Genomic DNA, 24,339 nt, shown 5'->3' on the forward strand with positions numbered 1-24,339 from the left:
GTTAATTGTGCACTAGAAAATTGTTTCGTAAAATTTAATATTCTCCAAAGTATTTATCCTTAAGACTTTTGCAAATATCTTTATTCATTGCTGGAACTCCATCTAGCCTATATTGTATTCCCATAGTTTCATACTTGTTTACACCTAGTAAGTGATATGGTAATAATTCCACCTTTTCAACATTTTCTAAATTATTAATAAATGTCTTAAGGCCCTCCATATACTCTTCACTATCTGTCTTACCTGGAATAACTACTTGTCTTATCCAAAGTTTAGTACCAGCTTTTTTGCAAGCTTCTAAGAATCTATTTGTTTCTTCTATTTTGAATCCAGTAATCTCTTCATATCCTTTTTCTGATAGATGCTTAACATCATACAAAACTAAATCTGTATATTTTAGTATTTCATCATAATCACCAAATCCAACGCCTGATGTATCTAGACATGTATGTATTCCTTCTGATTTACATTCCTTAAGTACTTCTAACAAAAATTCTGGCTGTCTTAATGGATCCCCTCCAGAAAATGTTACTCCTCCACCTGAAGTTGTAAAATAACTTTTAAATCTCTTAATTCTTTTAACTAATTCTTCAGCAGTATATTCAGTCCCACCTTTATCGCTCCAAGTATCTGGATTATGACAATAAAGACATCTTAATTTACATCCTTGAAAAAATACAACTACTCTTATACCTGGTCCATCAACAAGACCCATACTTTCAATTGAATGAATTCTACCATTTACCATACTTATCTTCTCCTCTATCTAGGAAATTAACTTTAAATTTACCTTGTCTTATTAATTATAATTTGTCTATACTGAAAAGTCTATTATTGCAAATTTCTATTTTTATTTAACTACTTGTAATTTACTTATTAGCTTAATATGTTATATTCTTTAATTATATATACCTATTTCCTTTAATAACCTTTCACTTACCTCTTCACCAGCTAGCTTTTTAACAATCTCTGTGCATAGTTCTATTATCCCAATCATATTTGATGCAAACATTAATTTACCATTATCAACAAAAGCTTTTTTTATTTGAATTGTCCCCTCTATTCTCCATTCTGATTTTGGTACTGTAATTCCTTCTAAATCATTAAATTCATTAAGAAAATATATTCCGTTAGAAAATGTTATTATATAATCGCAATTACTATAAATAAATTTTAAATAATTCATTAAAACACTATCTTTAGCCGCTGATTTTACGTCTTTTCCTCCTGGTATTATAATGATATTAGGTTTATATATATTATTATTAATTATATCTTTAACAGATACATTTATATTTTCTGTTTCTATTTGTGATTTATTGGATATGGGATGAACTTCGAAGTAATCTTCCTTTAGAATTTCATTAGCTTTACTAAATATATTAAAAGGAATTGAATATTCCATTATATTAATATTATCATAAGTTAATATATTTATAATTTTTTATTATTTATCTTACATTTAAAAAAGTTCTTTTTAGTTATTTTATAAGTAAATTGATTTCTAAAATTACTTATCTCTTCAAAACCTATTTTTTTCAATAGTTCTCTGGATTCTTTTGTACTTACAGTATCTATTATTGCCTCTCCACCAAATTCAAAAAATAATATTCCAAAAGTAGCTTTAATGCTTCTTCTCCATATCCTTTGCGTCTATGCATATGATGTATTTTTATATTTATTCTAGCTACCTTAGTCGCAGAATTATATCCATGAAAACTAACTTCTCCAATTGCCTTTTCATCTAAAGAATATATAAGACAATAAAAATTCTTCCCATCTGTTGGTTGTACCATTTTTCTATAAAACATATCCCATTTTTCTTTTGGAAAAGAATATGTCTTACCTATCTCCCCCATATTTTCTTTATTACTCCACAAAGATTCTACAAAAGATAGCTCAGTAAATTTAGGTTGCCTTATATAAACCTTTTTACCATTTCTCCTATATAAATTTAATTTATTATTCATTTCATCACCTATAACAAGAAATTTATAAATATTTCTTTATTCTTCCAGATAATATATAGTTTAATATCTCATAAAATTCAGCTTTTATCAAGAAATATAACTAGTATTTAATTTTAACTTAATGTTTTTAAATATATTGTAATTATTTCACTTTTATTATTTTACTTAGTATTTCTAAACTTTCATGACTGTTTTCTTAAACTTAATTATATAAATAATCATATAGTATATATATAATGAGGCTTTGGCAAAAAACTTTTTTTTATATATTATTTGAAAAAAATATTGATTTTTATAATATTAATATTTATAATATTTATTGTTTGTTTAGTAATCTTAAACTTTTAGTTTAGTATTATAAAATTTATATGATGGAAGGTGTAATTGTGGAAATAGGCGAAAAAATTCGTAGACTTCGTATTGAAAAACAATTGACTCAAGAAGAACTTGCCAATAGATGTGAACTTTCTAAAGGATTTATATCACAAGTTGAAAATGACTTGACTTCTCCATCAATAGCAACATTAATTGACATACTAGAAATTCTCGGTACAAATCTCACAGAATTTTTTAGTGATGCTAGTGAAGAGAAAGTTACTTATACATATGAAGATATGTTTGAAACTGAAAATAATGATTTAAAATATAAGCTAATGTGGCTTATACCTAATGCACAAAAAAATGAAATGGAACCAATAATGATAACTCTTGAACCTGATGGAAGATATATAGAAGAAGAACCTCATGAAGGTGAAGAATTTGGTTTTGTTTTATCTGGAACTATAATTTTACATCTAGGAAAAAAGAAATTTAAAGTGAAAAAAGGTGAAAGCTTTTATTTTAAACCTAGATCTAATCACTATATTTCAAATGGTGGAAAAACACAAGCTAAAGTAATTTGGATAAGTACTCCGCCGTCATTTTAAATCTATAGAAAGAGGTGTTTATTTTGAAACAAAACATAATTGAAATGAAAGGTATTTCTAAATCCTTTGATGGTAATTGCGTTTTAGATAATCTTTCATTAAATATTAAAAAGAATGAATTTTTAACATTACTTGGTCCTAGTGGATGTGGTAAAACAACAACATTAAAAATACTTGCTGGATTTGAAGTTGCTGATAAAGGTGAAGTTTTATTTAATGGAAATGATATTTCATCTTTACCTCCATACAAAAGACAGGTAAATACTGTATTCCAAAAATATGCCTTATTCCCTCATATGAATGTATATGAAAATATTGCATTTGGATTAAAAATTAAAAAAACTCCTAAAAATGAAATAGATTTAAAAGTTAAAGAAATGCTTAAATTAGTTTCTTTAGAAGGATTTGAAAAAAGAAGCGTAGAATCCCTAAGTGGTGGACAACAGCAAAGAGTTGCTATTGCTAGAGCTTTAATTAATGAACCAGAAGTTCTTCTTTTAGACGAACCTCTTGGAGCTCTTGATTTAAAACTTAGAAAAGAAATGCAAATTGAACTTAAAAGAATGCAACAAAGACTTGGAATTACTTTCATCTTTGTAACTCATGATCAAGAAGAAGCATTGACAATGTCTGATACTATTATAGTTATGAATAAAGGTAAAATTCAACAAATGGGATCTCCAGAAGATATATACAATGAACCTGCTAATGCATTTGTTGCTAACTTTATAGGTGCAAGTAATATTTTAGATGGAACTATGTTAGATGATTTTAAAGTAGAGTTCTGCAATAATACTTTTGTTTGTGTTGATAAAGGGTTTAAACAAAATGAATTAATTGATGTAGTTATAAGACCTGAGGATATTAAAATTGTAGCTGCTGACAAGGGAATGTTAAAAGGTACAGTAAAATCAATAATTTTTAAAGGTGTTCATTACGAAATAGAAGTTGAAGAAGGAAATAATAAATGGATAATTCATAATACTAAATTTGCAGAAGTAAATTCTGTTATAGGATTAGATATTTACCCAGAAGATATTCATATTATGAGAAAGGTTTCAAATAATGAGTAAGGCAAAAAATATTAATAAAAACTTTGCTGCATCTCCTTTCATAGTTTGGAGTTCTTTATTTATTATAATTCCTTTAATAATAGTTTTATTCTTCGGCTTTACTATATTAACACCTGAAGGAGATTATAAATTTTCATTAGAAAATTTCACAAGACTACTTCAATCTCAATATATAAAGGTTTTTACTAGAAGTTTATGGCTTGCGTTTTTATCAACATTATGGTGCTTAATTCTAGGATATCCTGTTGCATATATAATTTCTAAAATGAAACCTTCAAAAGGTAATATTTTAATTATGCTTTTTATAGTACCAATGTGGATGAACTTTTTGCTTAGAACTTATGCTTGGTTACCTATCTTAGGTAAAAATGGCTTTGTAAATAATATTCTTGGTTACTTAGGTTTTGGCCCTTTTACTTTCTTATATAATGATGGAGCTGTAATACTTGGTATGATTTATAACTTTTTACCATTTATGGTGCTTCCAATATATACTGTGTTAACAAAAATGGATAAAGATTTATTAAATGCAGCTGCCGATTTAGGCGCAAATAGGGGTGAGATATTTAGGAAAATAGTTTTACCTTTAAGCATGCCTGGTGTTATTTCAGGAATTACTATGGTATTTATGCCGGCTGTTTCTACATTTGTAATTTCAAGATTGCTTGGTGGTGGACAATATATGCTTTTAGGTAATTTAATTGAACAACAATTTACTATGATGGGTGATTGGAATTTTGGTTCATCTATTTCTATATTTATGATGATAATAATATTAGTATCTATGGCTATAATGAGTAAGTTTGATAATTCTGATGCTAAAGAAGGAGGAGGAAATCAGTTATGGTAAAGAAACTTGAAAACTTTATTAAGAAATCTTATTTATTACTTATATTTATATTTTTATACACTCCAATATTAGCATTAATTATTTTCTCCTTTAATGATTCAAAAACCATGGGAAAATGGTCTGGCTTTACATTAAGATGGTATGCTGACCTATTCCAAAATGAAAGAATTCTTCAAGCTTTATTCTTTACTGTTGTTATTGCAATAATTTCTTCCGTTATAGCTACTATAATTGGTACTTTAGCAGCTATTGGAATAAATAAAATGAAGGGACCTAAAAAAGCTCTTTTATTAAATATTAATTATTTACCTGTATTAAATCCAGACATAGTTACTGGTATTGCCTTAATGAGCTTATTTATATTTATAAGACCTCTTACAAAATTAGATTTTGGCTTTACTACTATGCTTCTTGCTCACATTACATTTAATATTCCTTATGTAATTTTAGCTGTTTTACCTAAACTTAGACAGTTACCTGAAAATATAGAAGATGCTGCATTGGACCTGGGTGCTACTCCAGCTTACACATTAAGGAAAATAATATTGCCTCAAATTAAACCTGGAATATTTGCTGGTATGTTAATGGCTTTTACAATGTCTATTGATGATTTTGTAATTAGTTTCTTCACTGCTGGACCTGGAGTTACAAACCTTTCTATAGAAATCTTTGCTATGGCAAGAAGAGGGATTAAGCCTGAAATTAATGCTCTTTCAACTTTGATGTTTGTAACAGTTTTAACTCTTCTATTAATTGCTAATAGAAAAGAATTTTTATCAAGAGGTGATAAAATTGAAAAAGCTTAAGAAATCTATTGCTATCTTATCATCATTATTTTTAATATCATCATTTTTTGTAGGATGCTCTAAAAACAATGATGATTCAAGTGGTACAAGAACCCTTAATGTATTTAATTATGGAGATTATATAAATGAAGATTTAATCACAAAATTTGAAGAGGAAACAGGTATTAATATAATTTATGATACTTATGAATCAAATGAAATTATGTATCAAAAAGTAAAAAATAGTCCTGGAACTTATGACTTAATTTTCCCTTCAGATTATATGGTCGAAAAAATGCTAAGTGAAGATATGTTGGAAAAAATTGACTTTACTAATATACCTAATTATCAAAATATTGGAGATGATTTTAAAAATCTTCAATACGATCCTAATAATGAATACTCAGTTCCATACATGTGGGGAACAATAGGAATAATATATGATGCTGATAAAGTAAAAGAGGTTGTAGACAGCTGGGATATATTATGGGATTCAAAATATAAAAATGAAATATTTATGTTTGATTCCATAAGAGATACTCTTGCTATTTCTTTAGTTAAACTTGGATACTCTTTAAACTCAGTTAATAAAAATGAATTGGAAGAAGCTACTCAAGAATTAATAAAGCAAAAGCCTTTAGTTCAATCTTATGTTATGGATGAAGTTAAAGATAAAATGATAAACGGTGAAGCTACCTTTGCTACTGTTTACTCTGGTGATGCAATATTTATTCAGGATGAAGCTCCAGATTTAAATCTTCAATATGTTGTTCCTAAAGAAGGCTCAAATAAATGGTTTGATGTTATGGTTATCCCAAAGGGAGCAAAGCATAAAAGTGAAGCGGAAGAATTTATAAACTTCTTATCCGATGCCGAAAATGCTAAAGAAAATGTAGAATATATAGGTTATGCAACTCCTAATTCAGCTGCTTATGAATTATTAGATGAAGAAACTAAAGAAGATGAAACTGTTTATCCTGCTGATGAGGTCCTTGATAAATGTGAAATATTTAAAGATTTAGGTAACAAAATAAAACTATATGATGATGCTTGGTTAAAAGTAAAAATTAATTAAGGAGTTACGTTATGTAACCCCTTTTTAATTATAAGTTTAAATTTCCAAACCACAATTTTATTTCTCTTTCTGCACTTTTAGGACTATCTGATGCATGAACACAGTTTTCTCTATTATTTGCAGCATATAACTTTCTTATCGTACCTTCTTCAGCCACTTCTGGATTTGTACTTCCATTAATTTCTCTAATTTTCTCTATTGCATTTTCTCCTTCTAAAATCAATGCACATAAAGGTCCTTTAGTTATAAATGCTATTAATGGATCAAAAAAACTTTTCCCAATATGTTCTTCATAATGCTTACATGCAAAATCCTTAGATATCGTTTCCATTCTTAATGCAATTACTTTTAGTCCATTTTCTTCATACTTATCGATTATTTTTCCTATTATATTTTTTTCCACTGCATCTGGTTTTATTAATACTAGTGACTTTTCCATATAATATTCCCCCTTGTCTTAAATTCTCATAATTATTATATCATCTTTGTTCATAAACTAATAATATTATCTTCATAACAATATTATATTTATGTTATAATTTTTATAATAATCTAATATAAGAGGTGAATTTATGATTAGATACTATGTTCTTGTTGAAGGTAGAGTTCAAGGGGTTGGCTTTAGATACTTTTGCCAGATGAATGCAGCTAACTTGAAGCTAACTGGATGGGTTCGTAATATGGATAATGGAATGGTTGAAATGGAAGTTCAAGGTGATGAAAAAATAATTATTAAATTTATTAATACAATAAACAAAGGTAACTTTTTCATAAGAATAGACTCCCTTTCAAAAAAACAAATTGATTTAGTTTCTAATGAATCTAAGTTCAAGATTAAATAACCGTTATCTAAAAGTGAAAAATTACATCAATAATTATTCATATTTAATTATCAATTCTTAAGTGGCTGTCTTTAATACAGCCACTATTATCTTTGTACCTTCGTATCATATAACATTAAATTATTTTCTTGAATAACTCTTATTAATTTATCTCCATAAATTAAATTTCCTTCCTCATCTTTAGCCGTACTATAACCTGCATTTTCTAAAGCTTGTGCTTGCTCCTTATAGCCTTTAGCTTGAAATAATCCATTTGCAGAATATCTTTCATTTTCATAAAGAAATTTTCCGTGATCTTTTATAGAAGATTTTATATCACCATAAGATCTAAATGCTCCAACAATAACATCATCATAATTCTCTTTAGTTTCAAGATCAATACTATCCCCACTCCATCTTTCATCTGCTTTTATCCCAAAAAGATTATTATATTTAGATGATAAAGTAGACTCACCCCATCCAGATTCTAAAATAGCTTGAGCAATCGTTATAGAAGGTAATATTCCATAACTTTTATAATTATCATAAGCAACCTCCGAAACCTTATCTATAAATTGAAGCTTAGAATTGTCCATTATTAATTCTCTGTGTATATAATTATTTTTCAATCCTTCAAGGTATTCATTAGCTTTTTCTTCTTGTTCACTACTTAAATTTAATGCTTTAATTGCAGCTTTAAATTTCTTTAATTCTACAACATTTCCAGAAGCATCTTTGTTGTAAAATGAATTTACTATATTATTTATATTCTCACCATTAATTTCAAAGTTACCATCAGCTATAGCACCATTTACTGCTGCTATTTCTTGCCAATTTAATTGAATCCCCCCAGCACTTAAGTCATCACTTATATTTATGTATTTAATTATTTCTTCATTTGAAAGTATTGTTTCTTTACTTGATTTATTAAGATATTCTGCGGTTATAAAAACTATTGTAACCATTAATGTAATAATAAAAGTTACACTTAAAATAATTTTTTTCATAATGTTTTTGCTGTAACTTTCCTTATAATCACCTATTCCTTTATATGTTCCCTTGTACTCCAAAACGCTACCTCCAAATATTCTTCTTTATAAATATATACATATATTATAAATAATATTTTATTTATATAAAGTTTATTATGAAAATTTAATTAATATTTAAGAAAATTTATTATATAAAAAAGGTGGAGTTTTTCCACCTTAAACTGTCATTTTTTCTTCAATTCCATCCGTATCCACTTCTTTTATATCATCAAAAAACTTCTGTGTTTCAGAAATAACAACATGCCTTAATCCTATTAATCCAATTAGATTTGGAAATGCCATAAGTCCATTAACTATATCTGCTATAATAAAAATCATCTCCAATGGTAAAAAAGACCCTACTGCAACTAAAGCTATAAAAATAATTTTATAAGGTTTTATTCCCTTTACGCCGAATAAATATTCAATACATCTTTCCCCATAATAATTCCATCCTAATATAGTTGTAAACGCAAAGAATATCAAACCTATATTAACTATATATTTTCCTAATAAAGCTATTGGCAATCCATTTTCAAAGGCTGCTGTAGTTAAATTTGCACCTTCTAGATTTCCAGTAAAGCTTCCTGTAACAACAATAACTAATCCAGTCATTGTACAAATTATAATAGTATCAATAAATGTTCCTGTCATAGAAATTAATCCTTGTCTTACAGGAGATTTTGTTTTTGCTGCTGCTGCTGCTATAGGTGCACTACCAAGTCCTGCTTCGTTTGAAAATACTCCCCTTCCAATTCCTCTTTGCATGGCAATTGAAATAGTTATTCCTACTGCACCTCCTAAAGCTGCTTTAGGATTAAATGCACTTCTTATTATTAAACTAATAGCTGAAGGTATTTTGGTAAAATTAAATATTAGTACCAAAATAACTCCCACTATATATAGTATAGCCATAAAAGGAACAATTTTTTCTGATACACTTGAAATTCTTTTTATTCCTCCTAGAGTAACTAAGGCCACTAATATAGTAACTACTACTGCTGTAACTATTAATGGAATATTGAATCCTATTTTTGCTGCATCAGCAATAGACTTTACTTGCCCAAATGTTCCTATTCCAAGTAGAGCAACACCTACTCCAAATATGGCAAATAATTTTGCTAACCAATTTAATCCTAGCCCATTTTTTATATAATACATTGGTCCACCAGCCATTTGTCCATTCTCATCTACTTCTCTATATTTTATTGCAAGTACTCCTTCAGCATATTTAGTAGCCATGCCAAAAAAAGCTGCTATCCACATCCAAAACAATGCTCCTGGTCCTCCAGCCTTAATTGCAGTAGCAACTCCAACTATATTTCCTGTTCCTATAGTTGCTGATAAAGCCGTACATAAAGCTCCATAACTAGTAACATCACCTTTTGCATCATCATCAGTATCTTCCTCTTTTGAAAATATGTATTTTAGTGCTAAAGGTAGTTTAAATATTTGTAGTAGTTTTAATTTCCAGGTTAAATATATTCCTGTCCCTACTAATAATACTAATAGTGGTGGCCCCCATATTATAGCATCGATAGTACTTAAAATTGATTGAATTTGATTTAACATAAAAAAATCCCCCTTAAATTTAAATTTACGGAGGAGAATAGATAGGTAAATAAGATCTATTAAATAATAAAAATTTATAGACCTATCTTATCCCCTGTCCTTTTACCTGAGAGTTTCAATAATTTAAACTTTAAATTATCTTGCTCCTTCGGTGCTCATCTCTGAGTCTCTCCAGAGGTTCGTCCAATAGCGGTCCTAATACCTGAAAGATTTACTTCTTCGGTGGATTTATTTAAAAATCTCTCTCCCACTACCTTCAACCGAACATTATTAAATTATATTACGATTATATATGCTTTCCTTAAAAATTTCAACCTCTTTTTATATTAATTATAAAAAATACTCTTAATATTTTTTATTTTTATAATTGTTAACATTTAACATGTTAATAATTTTTTATCTTTTATGACAAACATGTTTTAATAAATTATTAATTTTTGAATTCTTTATTGCAGTAATTATATTTTTGTATGAAAAATAAAGATCGAGAATAAACTCGATCTTTTTCTAGTTTATAATAGATTTATTTTGCAAATAAATCTATATGTGCTTTTTATAAAGTCTATTTATTGCACTAAATACTGCTTTTATTGATGCTATAGTTATATTGCTATCTACTCCAACACCAAAGGTTGTTTTAGAATTATCTAGTCTTTTCATTTCAACATAAGCTGCTGCTTTAGCTTCTGAACCTTCACCTAAAGAATGTTCTGCATAATCTAGTATTGTGGTTTCTACTAAATTACTTTTAATTAATGCTTTCTTTAATGAATCTATAGGTCCATTTCCTTCTGCTATAAAGCACTTTTCTTCCCCATTAAATAAGAAAGTAACATTTATTTTAGTATTTTGAGATTCGAAGTCTAAACTATCACTATCTTCAATCTTAAACTTTAATAGTTTAAATGGGCCTATAAAATCTAAATACTCTTCTCTAAACTTTTCCATAATCACCTTTGGTGATATTTCTCCATGCTTTTCTGTTACCTTTTGTATTATATCTCCAAACTCTTTATGCATACTCTTAGGCATCTTATATCCAAAATGACTTTCTAATACGAAGGCCACTCCACCTTTTCCTGATTGGCTGTTTATTCTTACTAAGGCTTCATATTCTCTTCCTAAATCAGTAGGATCTATAGGTAAATATGGAACTTCCCAAGTATTTTGGTTTCTTTCTATATACTTTTTCATTCCCTTATTTATTGCATCTTGATGTGAACCTGAAAATGCAGTAAATACAAGTTCTCCTGCATAAGGATGTCTTATATGAACAGGTATTTTGCAACACTTTTCATAAACATCTATTATTTTATTTATATTATCTAATTGTAAGTTTGGACTTATTCCATGAGAAAACATATTATATGCTAAATTTAATATATCAACATTTCCTGTTCTTTCTCCATTTCCAAATAAAGTACCCTCAACTCTATCTGCACCTGCTAACATTGCAAGTTCTGCAGTTGCAACTCCTGTGCCCCTGTCATTGTGTGGATGCACGCTTAAAATTATTCTATTTCTATTACTAAAATTTCTACTCATCCATTCTATCTGATCTGCAAATACATTTGGTGTATCCATTTCTACTGTGGATGGTAAGTTTATAATTACCTTATTTTTATCATCTGCTCCCCAAGTATCTAATACAGCTTCACATACTTCTAATGCATAATCAACTTCTGTTCCTGTAAAACTTTCTGGTGAATATTCTAAATATAATTTTCCATTAAAAGACTTAGCATACTCTTTAACTAGTTTTGTTCCCTCTACTGCTATAGACTTGATTTCCTCTTTGCTCATATTAAAAACAACATCCCTTTGAAGTATCGATGTAGAATTATATATATGAACTATAGCCTCTTTTACCCCCTCTAAAGCTTCAAATGTTCTTTGTATTAAATGTGGCCTAGCTTGTGTTAAAACTTGAACCTTCACCCCTTCAGGAATCAAGTTGTTTTCTACTAAAATTCTCAAAAAGTCGAATTCTATTTGTGAAGCTGATGGAAATCCAATTTCTATTTCTTTAAATCCTAATTCTATTAAAAGATTAAACATTTTTATTTTTTCTTCTACTGTCATAGGATTAATTAATGCTTGATTTCCGTCTCTCAAATCAACACTACACCATATAGGTGATTTTTTGATTTCATTATCTGGCCATGTTCTTTCCTTTAATTTAATCGTTTGAAACTTCTTGTACTTTTTATAATTCATTTAAATGCCCCCTTATTTATAAATATAGAAAGTAAAAAACCGCATAAACCTACTCCTAATTGGAGCGATTTACGCGGTACCATCCAAGTTTTAACTTAATTAAAATAACAGCATAACAATGCCGGCAAAACCTACTTCCCCATTCAGTCTTGCAGCTCCTGAGCGAGTTCAAAAGCGATAATACGTGGGCTTTCACCATTCCCCTACTCTCTTTAATATCTCTTACTTTTTACTACTCTCATTCTAAGCTTTTCAATATTTAATTAATCAGTAATATACTATAAATTTATCCTTTTGTCAAATATTTCTAAGGTGTCTTATTAATTTTATATTTCAACTCGTCCTCTTATCTCTCCATTATAAAAAGCTTTAATATTTTTAATTACTTCTTCAAATAATCTTTCCCTTGCTTCTACGCTTGCCCAAGCAATATGTGGTGTTAAAACTAAATTGTCCTTATTTTTGATAGAGGTTAATGGATTATCTTCTTTAATAGGCTCTACTTCAAATACATCTAAAGCAGCACCAGCAATAAGTTCTTCATCTATTGCCATTGCTAAATCACCTTCAATTACTATTGGCCCTCTCCCCATATTAATTAATATAGCTGACTTTTTCATCTTATTAAGAGCATTATAATTTATTAAACCTTGTGTATCTTGATTTAATGGAGCATGAATAGAAATTATATCTGATAAACTTAATAATTCATCAAAATTCACTCTCTTATACTCACTATTTGAATTTTTTCCTGAAGTAGAGTAATAAATTACATTAACTCCAAATGCTTCTGCTATCTTGGCTACTCTTTTTCCTATTGCGCCAAAGCCTATGATTCCCCATGTCTTACCTTCTAATTCATAAAAAGGCTTATTTAAATTAGTGAAAAGACCTGATTTTGCATAGTCTCCAGATTTAACATAATTGTCATAATAAGATATTTTATCATATAAAGATAATACTGTGGCAAAAGTATGTTGAGCAACGGTATTAGTTGAATATCCTGCAACATTTGTAACTGCAATATTATTATTTCTTGCATATACTATATCGATATTGTTAAATCCAGTAGCAGTTTCACATATTAGTTCTAAATTCTCAGCTTCCTTTAAATTATTCTCATTTAATACTATCTTATTAGTTAAAACTATATTAGCGTCTTTTATCCTTTCTACTACATCTTCTGGTTTTGTGGTATCATAATAAGTTACTTCTCCAAACTCTTTCAATTTAGAAAAATCTAATTCCCCTAAAGTTTTTCCATCTAAAATTACTATTTGCTTCATTTTGCCCTCCTAATTATAATAAATTTAAAATATCCATTGGTTTATCTATAAAATAATCTGGATTAGATTCTTTTAATTTATCTATTCCTATAAAAGTATAATTTACTGCACAAGTTTTACATCCTGCTGATTTCCCGCAATATATATCATAATAACTATCTCCAACCATAATAGCTTCATTTGGTTCTATTCCTAATTCACTACATGCTTTAAGAGCTGGATCTGGATTTGGTTTATGAAGAGTTGTTGATTCTGGTGTTATAATTACATCCATGAAATCATATATTTCTGCTATCTTCATTCCTCTTACAGCAAGTTCTTCTCTTTTTGATGTTACTATACCTATTTTAATTTTCTTTTTCTTAAGATTAGTTAAAAGCTCTTTAACTCCATCAAATGCAAAACACATCTTATCATGTATTCCCTCATTATACTCTCTATAGTATGCTACTAAATCATCAACATTTTCTTCAATTGCATGTCTCATAAAAGGTTCTTTTAAAGGTCTTCCAAAAAAATCTAAAATCTCTTCTTTTTTTAATTCTATTCCTAACTTTTCTTTAAATGTTTTATCAAAAGAATTATAAATTAATTCATTTGTATCTAACAAAGTTCCATCTAAATCAAATAACACAGCTTTTATCATAATATCCTCCTAGTATAAAAGTAAGTTATGGAGATGTTTCAAAGACATTTCCTCATAATACTTTACAATAATAATAACATATAAAATATCCTTGTACAAAATTCAGATAATATTTAATTAAAATAAAAAGATACCTAAATTATATAAAGGCATCCAAAAATATCCATATTCTTATTTTGTATTAAAATAAACTTAATTGTTCATCCTTATACACTTCTCTGTAATTATAAATTATATCATTCATTTTATAAAATAGGCCCAATTTTTCACATTCATTAGCAAATATCTTGTATAAATTTCTAGCATTCGGACTGTTACACATATATTCATTTCCAAATATTTTTATATATCTTTCTTTAATTCCAGGAAAGGCTTTGTTTAGCATGTCGAAAAAATAATCTCTTTGGTTTGATCTTAAAGTGACTCCAAAAGCAGGATAAATAAACTTAGCTCCATTTTTTTGCGCCAGTCTTACAATACTAATTATATTTTCTTCACTATCATTAATAAATGGTAAAATAGGCATTAATAATATTCCTGTATAAATTCCCTCATCTGCTAATCTTTTTATCGTTTCAAACCGCTTAGAAGTAACTGCAACATTTGGTTCAATTTTTCTACACAAATCATCTTGTGCTGTTGTAATTGTGATTTTACAAAGTACAGGTGAATGACTTTTAATTCTTTTTAAAATATCAATATCTCTTGTGATTAAATTACTTTTTGTTGCAATTGAGACTCCAAAACCGTTATTATCAATGGCTTCCAATGCACTACGAGTTAAAGAGTACTTTTTCTCAAAAGAATTGTACGGATCGCTCATAGCACCAGTCCCAATAACTCCTTTTTTCCTTTTAGATTTTAATTCTCTTCTTATTAGTTCTATTGAATTTTCTTTAGCCCTAACAATTTCAAAGTTATCTATACCATAGCAGTCACTTCTACTATCGCAATATATACATCCATGATTGCAACCCTTATATATATTCATATTATAATTAATTCCAAACCAATTATTACCTTCTCTATATCCAGATAAAATACTTTTTGCAGGTATATAATTCATATATATCTCTCCTAAATAAGTCCTTTTTCTATAATAAGTTTGTTAAACTTATTTTCTGATAATATTTCATTTGTTACAAATTCTCCATTGTAAAACAAACTATAAGTTGTAAATGGACACGGTGAACTTTGAGCTTGTTCTTTAGTTTCAATTTTAATTATCTTTATATCAACTTTCTTTTCACTTGAAATTTTTCTTATTAAATCAACATATTTACTTGTATGAGGACATTGATTTGAATAATATAATGTTAATCCATTCTCATCATTTTTTCCATACTTAACATGATTTTTAAACTTAGGTGAATCATACTTATCCGAAAATGGTAAATATAATAACTCATAATAAGGATTGGCGATATCACATACTTTAAAACCTTTATATTTTAAATAATCTGGATCTGATAAAAATGGCATTTTCTTTTTTGAAGAAAGTGTAATAATTCCATTTTTTCCTCTTTTCTTGCAATTATCGATACATTCATTTAATAATCTATTAGCATAGCCTCTCCCCTTAAACTTTCCAGATACCCAAAAACAATTTATAAACATATAATTTTTACCTTCAATAGGTGCCCATGCATTTTCTACTGGAATGTATTCTATAAATGCTTTTCCTCTCACATTTATTTTATTAAATATTAACCCGTCATCAAATCTTTCCTTAAGCCATTCTTTTTTTAAATAAACTCCACAATCACCTTTTTTATCTGATAAAGAACAACAAATATGTTCACATTCAATATTATTATAATTTAATGTTATGATTTCCTCCATTACTTCCTCCTAACAGGGTGCCTTATAACAGTTTTCATCTTTTCCTTATTAGCTTTTCTTGGATCGGATAAATAAATTTCGTGATGTCTTCTAATTTTACCATCTTGACTAATCTTACTAATATCATTAATTAAGTTATTTTCTTCAATATATTTATCAATTTTTTCAGTAGTAGCATATTCTTGATCAAATGGACCTATATGCATACATTGAACACATAAACCTTCATTAAATATTTCAAGTCTTGCTTTAGATACATCAATATTAGGCTTTTTCTTTTTTAGTTCTTCACAAGCAAAATCAAATATTTCTTGTGTTACAAATTCAGGTTGTCGTATCATAGAGGTCCAAATATATTTATGTTTTTACTAAAATCCATATCATCATCTTTTAACCACCATAACCCTTCAAGAGGTGGAACAACATAATCAAAATAATTTTCTATCTCATTTCTTATATTCTTATTCATCTTTATTGTATAAGATAAACCATATAGTAATTCAATGGCATCTTGATACTCTCCATCTTTATTATTGGGATCTCCTTGTCCATCTACCATTATAAATGTCATTGAAGGTACTGTTATTTCTATAGGTTGTGTTTTAGGTAAATATAAATCTTTAAACGCCTTTTTATAATCTAATTTATCCATCTTAATTCTCCTTTTACTTTTCTTATATAAATAAAAATAAATTATATTAAAATAAATATTTATAATATCTCTTCTAAATATTTATTAAAATCCATTGATAAATTAATTTTATTTTTTATTCTACTTTCACCTTTTCCATCAATAGTTGCCTTAGTCATAAGCATAAGATTTTCAGCTGCATCTTTAGAAAATCCTGATTCTAACAATGTTTTTTCCCATTCACTTGGCACTATTAGCTGTAAATCAACTTTTTTATTTAAGGTTTCTTCAAATATTTCTGCTATTTCTGATGGACTATAATCTTTTGGGCCTAAAATCTCATATATTCTTTCTTGATGCCCCTGATTAATAATTACATTTGCTAAAAATTTAGAGACATCTATTGGGGAAATCATTGGTAACCTCATATTAATAGGAAAGAATGTTGGAAGAATCCCATATTCTTTGATTAAGTCCATATATCCAATCCAATTACTAAAATAATATGTTGGTCTTACAAAAACCTGTTTAATATCTAAATCTAAAAATGCATTTTCTAACATATATGAAGCCATAAGATTACCGTTTTTTTCTTTATTATGAGCTCCCATAGAAGATAATCCAACAATTTTAGTAATATCTGATGATAAAATTGCTTCTCTATAATTATCTATAATAATTTTTGTTTCTTTCAAAAAATTATTACTTTGTGGATTTTCAGGCGTTAATAAAAAAACTGTTTTACCCCCACTAAAAGCTTTTTTTAATTCATCTAAATTAAAATAATCTGCAATAGCAATTTCAGCACCTATTTTTTTCAACTTTTCGGCTTTAGCTTCATCTCTAATAACAGCTCTTACCTTTTCACCTTGCTTTAATAAGTTTTCAACAAGCATATAACCTATTTGTCCTGTTGCTCCTAATACTATATTCATAATCTACCTCCAATTATATAAATAATCTATTATTAGAAGTCAATAATGAACTTCTATATAATTGACTATAGTTATATTATATAGATATTAATATGACACCATTATGTCATATTAATATCTATTTAGAGAATTTATTAACTTACTTTTTATTTCCTCTCTTATATGCAAAGGTTCAAGGATCTCTATATTCTCCCCAAAAGACATTAGGTATCCAAACATCCAATCGCCTACTGGAAAATCTAAATTAACTATATAATCTCCATTATCATCTAGAGAGTAATTTTGAAACTCATCAAATACCCTAAATGCTAGTTTCTTATTTATTCTTACTTTTACATGTACTAATTCTTTAGAATATCCTATATCCTTTTCTGTAAATATTTTATTAGGAACAACTCTAGCAAACCTTTCTGAAATTACATTTACACTCTTCATTCTTGTAAGTTTAAAAAATCTATTATCCTCTTTTTTCTACAATAAGCATATAAATACCACCCCTGCCCCTTAAAAACTAATTTTAATGGTTCAACAATACGCTCTAGTAACTCTCCATTTGCATTAAAATACTCAAAAGATATTAAATTCTTATTTATTATGGAGTTCTTTATAACTGTAAATTTTTCTCCTAAATCATTATTTTTATCCCAATTTGAAAAATCAACTTCAATCCAATTCTCGTTATTTCCTCCTAAAAATGAATTTAATTTAGACAAAGCTCCATTAAACTCATCTTTATTAACAGCATTTAACCCTTGCATAGCTGCTAATATTTCTTTCCTTTCTTCTTGTGTTAAAATTGCTTTATTTAATATAAAATCTGCTAAAAGACTTATTCCTCCGCCTTTTCCCTTAGTCATATAAATGGGAACTCCTGCCTCTGACAAATTTTCTATATCCCTATAAATAGTTCTTTGAGAAACTTCAAAATGGTCAGCTAATTCCTTTGCTGTAATATTCTTTTTATCTAATAAAATATATATTATTTCAAATAGTCTATTTCCCTTCATTTTTACCACCTAAACTTACCTTATAATAATTACTTAATAATATCTTTATATAATAAAAAAAGACTACATTCTATAATTTCTTACTAGTAATGTAGCCCAAAGTTCAACTTGTTCTTCTTATATAAATTTATAAATTACTTTTGATTTTACTACCGATATCCCAATTTCACTTTTAGAAAGGAATATCTATACACAATAAATTCTATATGATTTTCATAAATTAAATAATTTATTTTGGTGCAGATGGCGGGACTTGAACCCGCACGAGGATTCCTCGTCACCCCCTCAAGATGATGCGTCTGCCATTCCGCCACATCTGCATAATATATTCATATACTATATTCTAATTTATATAAAATAGTTTTTCAATATATATATTAAATTATATATTAGTATAATCATATATAACTTTAAAAACCATGTATATAAAGAATTAAATTCTTTATATACATGGTTTTTACTTATAAAACATTATAAGTATTTTTTATAATATTTTATTTACTCAAAGAAATTACCATACATCCATAAGGTGATAAAAATATCTTATTTTCATCGATTTTATTTTCATCTGAATTAGTTAAAATCATTTTAGTTTTTACATTGTCTAACTCACTTAAAGATGCCATAATTTTTCTCCATAAAAATTACATACTACTAATATTTTTTGACCTTTATGTTCCCTAATATAAGCTAATATCCTTGGGTGATCTTTTAAAATTGGTATAAAACTGCCCTCGCATATTACTTCATTATTCTTTCTTAAATTTATTAAGTCTTTATAGTAATTTAATATAGAATTAGAATTTTTCTTTTCAGAATATACATTTATATTTTTATAGTTCTTTGAAACGCCTATCCACGGTGTTCCCTTTGTAAACCCAGAATTTTCTTCACTATTCCATTGCATTGGTGTTCTTGAATTATCTCTTGATCTATTTTTTAATATATTTATAACTTCATTTTCATTTATGCCCTTATTCAAGAGAATATTATAAGCATTTAGTGACTCTACATCTCTGTACTCATTAATATTATCAAAATTAGGATTTGTCATTCCAATTTCTTCACCTTGATATATATATGGTGTTCCTCTCATTAAATGTATAGCTGTAGCCAACATTTTTGAAGACTCGTCTCTATAAACTGTATCATTTCCAAATCTAGATACTATTCTAGGTTGATCATGATTACACCAAAATAAAGCATTCCATCCATTTCCTTCTTCCATTTCTACTTGCCAACTAAACAATATATCCTTTAGCTTTTCAAAGTCAAATGGCGCTAACTTCCACTTTTCGCCTTCAGGATAATCTACCTTTAAATGATGAAAATTAAAAGTCATATTTAACTCTTCATTATTTGGATTAGTATATTTTATACAATTCTCTATTGTTGTAGAAGACATTTCACCAGCAGTCATAATTCCATCATATTTTGAAAAAACTTCATTATTGATTAATTTTAAATACTCATGTATCTTAGGTCCATCAGTATAAAATCTTCTACCATCTCTAGTAGGGGATTTAAAATCATCATCTAAATATTCTTCATCCTTAGATAAAAGATTAATAACATCTAATCTAAATCCATCAACTCCCATATCTAGCCAATATCTCATCATTTTAAATATTTCTTCTCTAAGTTTTGGATTTTCCCAATTTAAATCTGCCTGTGTCTTATCAAATAGGTGAAGATAATATTCATTTAAGCTTTCTACATATTGCCATGCAGATCCACCAAACTTAGATCTCCAATTATTAGGCAATTCTCTCCATATGTAAAAATCATGATAAGGATTATCTTTACCTTTAAGCGCTTCTTTAAACCAAATATGCTCTGTAGATGTATGATTCACTACCATATCCAGTATTAACTTCATTCCTCTTTTATGAGTTTCCTTAAGTAATTGTTTAAAATCTTCTAAAGTTCCAAACATTTTATCTATATTATAATAATCCGCTATATCATAACCATTATCATTTTGAGGTGATACATATATAGGTGTAAGCCAAAGTACCTTCACCCCTAAATTCTTTAAGTAATCTAATTCTTCTATTATTCCAACTATATCTCCAATTCCGTCTCCATTGCTATCCTTAAAACTTTTAGGATAAATTTGATATACTACTGATGATTTCCACCAATTCTGTTCTTTCATTTACTCCACCTCTTAATAGATATGGGCTGTCACAAAGATGTGACAGCTCAATTTTTTTATTATTCTAAGTTTTCTATATCTGATCCAAACTTTTTATTAAATATGAAGGTTAAAACTATTGGAACTACTACTGCTACTACCATTGCGATTATAAAAGGAACCCAATATTGAGGTTGAATTGCTAAAAATCCAGGTAATCCTCCTATTCCAATAGAATTAGCTAATACTCCAGAAAGTATTGAAATTACTGCTGCACAGCCTGATCCTATTAATGCTGCAATAAATGGGAATTTATATTTTAAATTAATACCAAACATAGCTGGTTCAGTAACCCCTAACCATGCAGATATACCTGCTGATGCTGCTATTGATTTTATTTTTGCATTCTTCTTGTATATTATTAACATAGCTACTGCTGAAGCTCCTTGAGCAATATTACTCAATGCTATAAGTGGCCATATCATAGTACCCCCATTTGCAATTAATTGTAAATCTACTGCAATAAAAGTATGATGTAATCCTGTAATAACTAATGGCGCATAAGCTACTCCAAAAATTATTGCTCCAAGTATTTTAAATGGTCCTGTTAATAAATAATTGAAAATAATTGCAACGTAATTGCCAAGTTCTCTTGAAATTGGTCCAATTATTATATAAGATAATAAAACTGTTACTAAAAGAGTTGTAAATGGGATAACTATTAATTTCAATACATCAGGTATATATTTTTTAAGTGTAAGTTCAATTTTAGTTAATACGATACCAGATAACATAGCTGGAATTACTTGTGCTTGATATCCAACCTTGTCTATTGTAAACCAACCAAAATTCCAGAATGGAACACTTCCATTTTGCACTGCTTCTGCATATCCATAAGCATTTAATAACTGTGGTGATACTAATGTAATACCAAGTACTATACCAAGAATTTCTGAGCCACCAAATTTTTTAACTGTTGACCAAGTTACCGCCACAGGTAAGAAGTGGAATATTGCTTCTCCTAAAATCCATAAAAAACTATGAATTTCTGCTAAAATTGGATGTAAACTAGTAAGTGTTTGTGTACCATCTCCAAATACAGCTAAATCACCTATTATATTTCTAAATCCTAATATTAACCCCCCAGTAATAATTGCTGGTAAAATGGGAATAAATATTTCAGCAAGTCCAGCTATAACTCTTTGTACTATTGACATATTCTTTTGAGCAGCCTTTTTAACTTCTTCCTTAGACTCTGCTTTCAATCCTGATACTTGAATTAATTCATCATAAAAAGCTTGTACACTATTTCCTATAATGACTTGGAATTGACCTGCATTTACAAATGTACCTTTAACTGATGGTAGTTTTTCAATATCCTTCGCTCTCTCTTTAGCAATCTTTTCATCTTTTAAGACAAATCTTAATCTAGTTACACAATGACTTGCACTGGCAATGTTGTCTTTCCCCCCAACAAGTTCTAACAAGTCTAATGCCTCTTGTCTAAACTTTCCCATAGCGTTCTCTCCTTTTAAACATTTTATTTTTGATTACGATTACATTATATCTTGTTTAAACAAGTATGTCAACACTTGTTTAAACAAGATTGTTTTTTCTTTTTTTATTTTATTTTTACCTCTTAGTGCTATAATATACTATATAGTAAGCCCTAAAGGAGATTTTAATTAATATGAAACAAGTGAAATACACGGAAATATATGAATACTTAAAAAATAAAATATTAAATGATGAATTTAAATCTGGCGAAAAACTTCCTTCTGAAAATGAATTAACATCATTATTTGAAGTAAGTAGAAATACTGTTAGACGAGCAATAAATCAGCTATCCTTTGAAGGTCTTGTTGCAAGTGTTCATGGAAAAGGAGTTTTTATTTTAGAAAAACAACAACTTAAATTTTTAGTTGGTGGATTACAAAGCTTTAAAGAAGCTTCAGTAACTAACAATGTAAATTATTTAACTCATGTACATAGATTCGAAGAATTAACAGTTGATGAAAAGCTCTCCAAAAAAACTGGTTTTTCATTAGGATCAAAAGTTATTTATATAATAAGATCTAGAAATATAGATGGAGAAGAAAGTATATTAGATATAAATTTCTTCTTAAAAGACATAATTAAAGACTTGGATAAAAATATTGCAAGTAAGTCAATTTATGAACACATAGAAAATAATCTTTCTTTAAAAATTGCTGGTGCTCAAAAAATAGTTTCGGTAGAGCCAGTCTCTAAACTCGATATGAAGTTTATAGATTTAAAAAATTACAATTTAGTTGCCATAATAAAAAATTATGTCTATTTAGAAGATGGAACTTTATTTGAATATACTGAATCACGTCATAGACCAGACAAATTTACCTTTTCTACATATGCTAAGAGATTATAATTTCATATAAACTAAAAATGAATCAAGAAATCTTTTTCCTGATTCATTTTTATTTTCTTATTTATTAAATTTTCTTCTTAGTGCCAGTAATGCATTTAAATTGTCGTAAGAATATACTTCTTCAGTTTTTTCATTTCCAAATGCTCCGTATATATTACTGTTTATATTTACAACTTGAAAAACCTTCATTTTATTTATTGCCATTTTGTAAAGTTCTTCATCATTTATTACCTTTGCTAATTGTGCAATATTAGCATAAATAGCTGTAGATTCTATTTTACTTTCATCCTTCATATTTACATTATATGAACTTGATATATATCCAAAATTTTTTAATCTATCTTTAATCCAATTTGTACTTTCACTTATATCTTCATTTACTTCTGCTTTATTTAAAATAACTAATATAGACAATAAAGTATCTATATTTTCTTCCTTATCATATTCATTTGTACTGCCATCATAATACTTTTTATATAGTGGTAAATCCTTACTTATGTAACCTTGCTCTATAATTTCACTTGATTTATTATAAACTTCATTCCATTTGTCATCAAATAAAGATAAAAGTTTTATTGCATATAAATCCAAATAACATAAGGTAGTTATATTACTTTTTCCATATCCATCATGAAAATCTATTAATCTATTGTCTGTAATTAAATTTTTGTATATTCCATTTGAAACCTTTATTCCATAGTATCTATATCTTAAATTATGAAATTCTTCTGAAGCAATTACTAGAGATCTTACTATTCTTAAATCATCTATTGTAGCTGATACCTCTGAAGGCTTATTATTTTCTATTCTCCAACTAACTAATTTATTTTTTAAAATCATATTTTCTTTTAAATACTGAAAGGATTTTTTATAATCTTCTTGATTATCTTCATATAAATAATAATTTAAAATCATTCCTTGAGATTCTGATAGAATATCATGCCCCTTAGTTAAATCCCCTTCTGTTTTGATATTATTATAATTAGTATATATTCCTCCAAACTCATTAATTAATTTACTGTCTATAAAATTAATTAATATTTCTTCTTCCTTAGTTATTTCCTCATTTGAAATAACTGAATTTATTTCTATTTTTTATATATATTATATATATATATCATACTAATAAGA

General features: G+C 27.6%; 25 protein-coding genes, 1 tRNA gene, 1 pseudogene, 2 riboswitches and 1 other annotated feature. Of the genes and pseudogenes, 7 read left to right on the top strand and 20 right to left on the bottom strand.

What is annotated here, in order from left to right:
• Window positions 1–34: 34 nt before the first annotated feature.
• The 3 genes from pflA to A500_RS19445 form a co-directional block, all read right to left on the bottom strand.
• A complete protein-coding gene (gene pflA, locus A500_RS08220; RefSeq protein ID WP_016207120.1) occupies window positions 35–748 on the bottom strand; it encodes a pyruvate formate-lyase-activating protein in 714 nt (237 codons plus the stop codon).
• Window positions 749–898: 150 nt separating this feature from the next.
• On the bottom strand, window positions 899–1,405 hold the full coding sequence (locus A500_RS19440; RefSeq protein WP_051993137.1) for a type 1 glutamine amidotransferase family protein: 507 nt from the start codon (window positions 1,403–1,405) through the stop codon (window positions 899–901).
• A gap of 172 nt (window positions 1,406–1,577) precedes the next feature.
• On the bottom strand, window positions 1,578–1,970 hold the full coding sequence (locus tag A500_RS19445; RefSeq protein ID WP_051993138.1) for a GNAT family N-acetyltransferase: 393 nt from the start codon (window positions 1,968–1,970) through the stop codon (window positions 1,578–1,580).
• A gap of 386 nt (window positions 1,971–2,356) precedes the next feature.
• On the opposite strand from A500_RS19445, the gene A500_RS08230 reads away from it, so the two are divergent.
• From A500_RS08230 to A500_RS08250, 5 genes are read left to right on the top strand one after another with little or no spacing between them, the layout of a single operon-like run.
• Window positions 2,357–2,896, top strand: coding sequence for a helix-turn-helix domain-containing protein (locus tag A500_RS08230; protein ID WP_016207121.1), 540 nt, complete (start codon window positions 2,357–2,359; stop codon window positions 2,894–2,896).
• A 20-nt stretch (window positions 2,897–2,916) separates the two neighbouring features.
• Window positions 2,917–3,969 carry a spermidine/putrescine ABC transporter ATP-binding protein gene (gene potA, locus A500_RS08235; RefSeq protein ID WP_341349943.1) on the top strand — a complete coding sequence of 351 codons (1,053 nt, stop codon included), beginning with the start codon at window positions 2,917–2,919 and terminating at the stop codon, window positions 3,967–3,969.
• Window positions 3,962–4,819 (top strand): ABC transporter permease, encoded by an 858-nt coding sequence (locus A500_RS08240; protein WP_016207123.1) that lies wholly within the window; start codon window positions 3,962–3,964, stop codon window positions 4,817–4,819. The genes potA and A500_RS08240 overlap by 8 nt, the downstream gene beginning before the upstream one ends.
• A complete protein-coding gene (locus A500_RS08245; RefSeq protein ID WP_016207124.1) occupies window positions 4,813–5,625 on the top strand; it encodes an ABC transporter permease in 813 nt (270 codons plus the stop codon). The genes A500_RS08240 and A500_RS08245 overlap by 7 nt, the downstream gene beginning before the upstream one ends.
• The gene (locus A500_RS08250; RefSeq protein WP_016207125.1) at window positions 5,612–6,679 is read left to right on the top strand and encodes an ABC transporter substrate-binding protein; all 1,068 of its coding nucleotides are present in this window, start codon (window positions 5,612–5,614) and stop codon (window positions 6,677–6,679) included. The genes A500_RS08245 and A500_RS08250 overlap by 14 nt, the downstream gene beginning before the upstream one ends.
• Window positions 6,680–6,707: 28 nt before the next feature.
• On the opposite strand, the gene ndk is transcribed toward A500_RS08250, so the two are convergent.
• Window positions 6,708–7,118, bottom strand: coding sequence for a nucleoside-diphosphate kinase (gene ndk / locus A500_RS08255; protein WP_016207126.1), 411 nt, complete (start codon window positions 7,116–7,118; stop codon window positions 6,708–6,710).
• Between the two features lie 133 nt (window positions 7,119–7,251).
• On the opposite strand from ndk, the gene A500_RS08260 reads away from it, so the two are divergent.
• On the top strand, window positions 7,252–7,521 hold the full coding sequence (locus A500_RS08260) for an acylphosphatase (protein ID WP_016207127.1): 270 nt from the start codon (window positions 7,252–7,254) through the stop codon (window positions 7,519–7,521).
• 86 nt (window positions 7,522–7,607) lie between these two features.
• Here A500_RS08260 and A500_RS08265 read toward each other — a convergent pair whose 3' ends face one another.
• The 15 genes and pseudogenes from A500_RS08265 to treP all read right to left on the bottom strand — a co-directional run bounded on the left by A500_RS08265 (window position 7,608) and on the right by treP (window position 22,321).
• Entirely contained in the window at window positions 7,608–8,570 is a 963-nt protein-coding gene (locus A500_RS08265; protein ID WP_016207128.1) for a glycoside hydrolase family 73 protein, read from the bottom strand.
• A gap of 138 nt (window positions 8,571–8,708) precedes the next feature.
• The gene (locus A500_RS08270; protein WP_016207129.1) at window positions 8,709–10,103 is read right to left on the bottom strand and encodes an alanine/glycine:cation symporter family protein; all 1,395 of its coding nucleotides are present in this window, start codon (window positions 10,101–10,103) and stop codon (window positions 8,709–8,711) included.
• 91 nt (window positions 10,104–10,194) lie between these two features.
• A riboswitch (glycine riboswitch) is annotated at window positions 10,195–10,281 on the bottom strand.
• A gap of 2 nt (window positions 10,282–10,283) precedes the next feature.
• A riboswitch (glycine riboswitch) is annotated at window positions 10,284–10,363 on the bottom strand.
• 280 nt (window positions 10,364–10,643) lie between these two features.
• Complete coding sequence (leuA, locus tag A500_RS08275; protein WP_016207130.1) at window positions 10,644–12,320, bottom strand: 2-isopropylmalate synthase; 1,677 nt, start codon at window positions 12,318–12,320, stop codon at window positions 10,644–10,646.
• Window positions 12,321–12,377: 57 nt separating this feature from the next.
• Window positions 12,378–12,575, bottom strand: a binding site (T-box leader).
• 71 nt (window positions 12,576–12,646) lie between these two features.
• Window positions 12,647–13,606 carry a D-2-hydroxyacid dehydrogenase gene (locus A500_RS08280; RefSeq protein WP_016207131.1) on the bottom strand — a complete coding sequence of 320 codons (960 nt, stop codon included), beginning with the start codon at window positions 13,604–13,606 and terminating at the stop codon, window positions 12,647–12,649.
• Window positions 13,607–13,619: 13 nt separating this feature from the next.
• Window positions 13,620–14,252 (bottom strand): pyrophosphatase PpaX, encoded by a 633-nt coding sequence (gene ppaX / locus A500_RS08285; protein ID WP_016207132.1) that lies wholly within the window; start codon window positions 14,250–14,252, stop codon window positions 13,620–13,622.
• 181 nt (window positions 14,253–14,433) lie between these two features.
• Window positions 14,434–15,318, bottom strand: a complete 885-nt coding sequence (locus A500_RS08290; protein ID WP_016207133.1) for an SPL family radical SAM protein — start codon at window positions 15,316–15,318, stop codon at window positions 14,434–14,436.
• A gap of 11 nt (window positions 15,319–15,329) precedes the next feature.
• The gene (locus tag A500_RS08295) at window positions 15,330–16,094 is read right to left on the bottom strand and encodes an N-acetyltransferase (RefSeq protein ID WP_016207134.1); all 765 of its coding nucleotides are present in this window, start codon (window positions 16,092–16,094) and stop codon (window positions 15,330–15,332) included.
• Window positions 16,094–16,435, bottom strand: coding sequence for a GyrI-like domain-containing protein (locus A500_RS22040; RefSeq protein ID WP_423219285.1), 342 nt, complete (start codon window positions 16,433–16,435; stop codon window positions 16,094–16,096). The genes A500_RS08295 and A500_RS22040 overlap by 1 nt, the downstream gene beginning before the upstream one ends.
• Complete coding sequence (locus tag A500_RS22045; protein WP_423219286.1) at window positions 16,432–16,746, bottom strand: hypothetical protein; 315 nt, start codon at window positions 16,744–16,746, stop codon at window positions 16,432–16,434. Before A500_RS22045 ends, A500_RS22040 begins: the two co-directional genes overlap by 4 nt.
• A 59-nt stretch (window positions 16,747–16,805) precedes the next feature.
• Complete coding sequence (locus tag A500_RS08305) at window positions 16,806–17,660, bottom strand: NmrA family NAD(P)-binding protein (RefSeq protein ID WP_016207135.1); 855 nt, start codon at window positions 17,658–17,660, stop codon at window positions 16,806–16,808.
• A gap of 111 nt (window positions 17,661–17,771) precedes the next feature.
• The gene (locus A500_RS22150) at window positions 17,772–18,095 is read right to left on the bottom strand and encodes a WYL domain-containing protein (RefSeq protein ID WP_242835087.1); all 324 of its coding nucleotides are present in this window, start codon (window positions 18,093–18,095) and stop codon (window positions 17,772–17,774) included.
• Window positions 18,092–18,667 carry a helix-turn-helix transcriptional regulator gene (locus tag A500_RS22155; protein ID WP_242835088.1) on the bottom strand — a complete coding sequence of 192 codons (576 nt, stop codon included), beginning with the start codon at window positions 18,665–18,667 and terminating at the stop codon, window positions 18,092–18,094. Before A500_RS22155 ends, A500_RS22150 begins: the two co-directional genes overlap by 4 nt.
• A gap of 235 nt (window positions 18,668–18,902) precedes the next feature.
• Window positions 18,903–18,987, bottom strand: a tRNA-Leu gene (locus A500_RS08315).
• A gap of 174 nt (window positions 18,988–19,161) precedes the next feature.
• A pseudogene (treC, locus tag A500_RS08320) lies at window positions 19,162–20,825 on the bottom strand (alpha,alpha-phosphotrehalase).
• Between the two features lie 59 nt (window positions 20,826–20,884).
• On the bottom strand, window positions 20,885–22,321 hold the full coding sequence (treP, locus tag A500_RS08325) for a PTS system trehalose-specific EIIBC component (RefSeq protein ID WP_016207137.1): 1,437 nt from the start codon (window positions 22,319–22,321) through the stop codon (window positions 20,885–20,887).
• A 173-nt stretch (window positions 22,322–22,494) separates the two neighbouring features.
• Here treP and treR point away from each other — a divergent pair, with 173 nt between their 5' ends.
• Window positions 22,495–23,208: a trehalose operon repressor gene (treR, locus tag A500_RS08330; protein ID WP_016207138.1), complete on the top strand. Its 714-nt coding sequence runs from the start codon at window positions 22,495–22,497 to the stop codon at window positions 23,206–23,208.
• A gap of 57 nt (window positions 23,209–23,265) precedes the next feature.
• Here the strand turns inward: treR and A500_RS08335 are convergent, their stop codons facing one another.
• The gene (locus tag A500_RS08335) at window positions 23,266–24,123 is read right to left on the bottom strand and encodes a glycosyl hydrolase family 8 (RefSeq protein WP_016207139.1); all 858 of its coding nucleotides are present in this window, start codon (window positions 24,121–24,123) and stop codon (window positions 23,266–23,268) included.
• Window positions 24,124–24,339: the final 216 nt, after the last annotated feature.

It is taken from the genome of Clostridium sartagoforme AAU1 (assembly GCF_000401215.1).
Lineage (GTDB): Bacteria > Bacillota > Clostridia > Clostridiales > Clostridiaceae > Clostridium > Clostridium sartagoforme.

What these genes read in the sequence shown, in the direction of transcription:
- pflA (WP_016207120.1), bottom strand. Translation starts at nt 748, where the DNA reads ATGGTAAATGGTAGAATTCATTCAATTGAAAGTATGGGTCTTGTTGAT.
- A500_RS19440 (WP_051993137.1), bottom strand. Translation starts at nt 1,405, where the DNA reads ATGGAATATTCAATTCCTTTTAATATATTTAGTAAAGCTAATGAAATT.
- A500_RS19445 (WP_051993138.1), bottom strand. Translation starts at nt 1,970, where the DNA reads ATGAATAATAAATTAAATTTATATAGGAGAAATGGTAAAAAGGTTTAT.
- A500_RS08240 (WP_016207123.1), top strand. Translation starts at nt 3,962, where the DNA reads ATGAGTAAGGCAAAAAATATTAATAAAAACTTTGCTGCATCTCCTTTC.
- A500_RS08245 (WP_016207124.1), top strand. Translation starts at nt 4,813, where the DNA reads ATGGTAAAGAAACTTGAAAACTTTATTAAGAAATCTTATTTATTACTT.
- ndk (WP_016207126.1), bottom strand. Translation starts at nt 7,118, where the DNA reads ATGGAAAAGTCACTAGTATTAATAAAACCAGATGCAGTGGAAAAAAAT.
- A500_RS08260 (WP_016207127.1), top strand. Translation starts at nt 7,252, where the DNA reads ATGATTAGATACTATGTTCTTGTTGAAGGTAGAGTTCAAGGGGTTGGC.
- A500_RS08270 (WP_016207129.1), bottom strand. Translation starts at nt 10,103, where the DNA reads ATGTTAAATCAAATTCAATCAATTTTAAGTACTATCGATGCTATAATA.
- leuA (WP_016207130.1), bottom strand. Translation starts at nt 12,320, where the DNA reads ATGAATTATAAAAAGTACAAGAAGTTTCAAACGATTAAATTAAAGGAA.
- A500_RS08280 (WP_016207131.1), bottom strand. Translation starts at nt 13,606, where the DNA reads ATGAAGCAAATAGTAATTTTAGATGGAAAAACTTTAGGGGAATTAGAT.
- ppaX (WP_016207132.1), bottom strand. Translation starts at nt 14,252, where the DNA reads ATGATAAAAGCTGTGTTATTTGATTTAGATGGAACTTTGTTAGATACA.
- A500_RS08290 (WP_016207133.1), bottom strand. Translation starts at nt 15,318, where the DNA reads ATGAATTATATACCTGCAAAAAGTATTTTATCTGGATATAGAGAAGGT.
- A500_RS08295 (WP_016207134.1), bottom strand. Translation starts at nt 16,094, where the DNA reads ATGGAGGAAATCATAACATTAAATTATAATAATATTGAATGTGAACAT.
- A500_RS22040 (WP_423219285.1), bottom strand. Translation starts at nt 16,435, where the DNA reads ATGATACGACAACCTGAATTTGTAACACAAGAAATATTTGATTTTGCT.
- A500_RS22045 (WP_423219286.1), bottom strand. Translation starts at nt 16,746, where the DNA reads ATGGATAAATTAGATTATAAAAAGGCGTTTAAAGATTTATATTTACCT.
- A500_RS08305 (WP_016207135.1), bottom strand. Translation starts at nt 17,660, where the DNA reads ATGAATATAGTATTAGGAGCAACAGGACAAATAGGTTATATGCTTGTT.
- A500_RS22150 (WP_242835087.1), bottom strand. Translation starts at nt 18,095, where the DNA reads ATGAAGAGTGTAAATGTAATTTCAGAAAGGTTTGCTAGAGTTGTTCCT.
- A500_RS22155 (WP_242835088.1), bottom strand. Translation starts at nt 18,667, where the DNA reads ATGAAGGGAAATAGACTATTTGAAATAATATATATTTTATTAGATAAA.
- treP (WP_016207137.1), bottom strand. Translation starts at nt 22,321, where the DNA reads ATGGGAAAGTTTAGACAAGAGGCATTAGACTTGTTAGAACTTGTTGGG.
- treR (WP_016207138.1), top strand. Translation starts at nt 22,495, where the DNA reads ATGAAACAAGTGAAATACACGGAAATATATGAATACTTAAAAAATAAA.
- A500_RS08335 (WP_016207139.1), bottom strand. Translation starts at nt 24,123, where the DNA reads ATGATTTTAAATTATTATTTATATGAAGATAATCAAGAAGATTATAAA.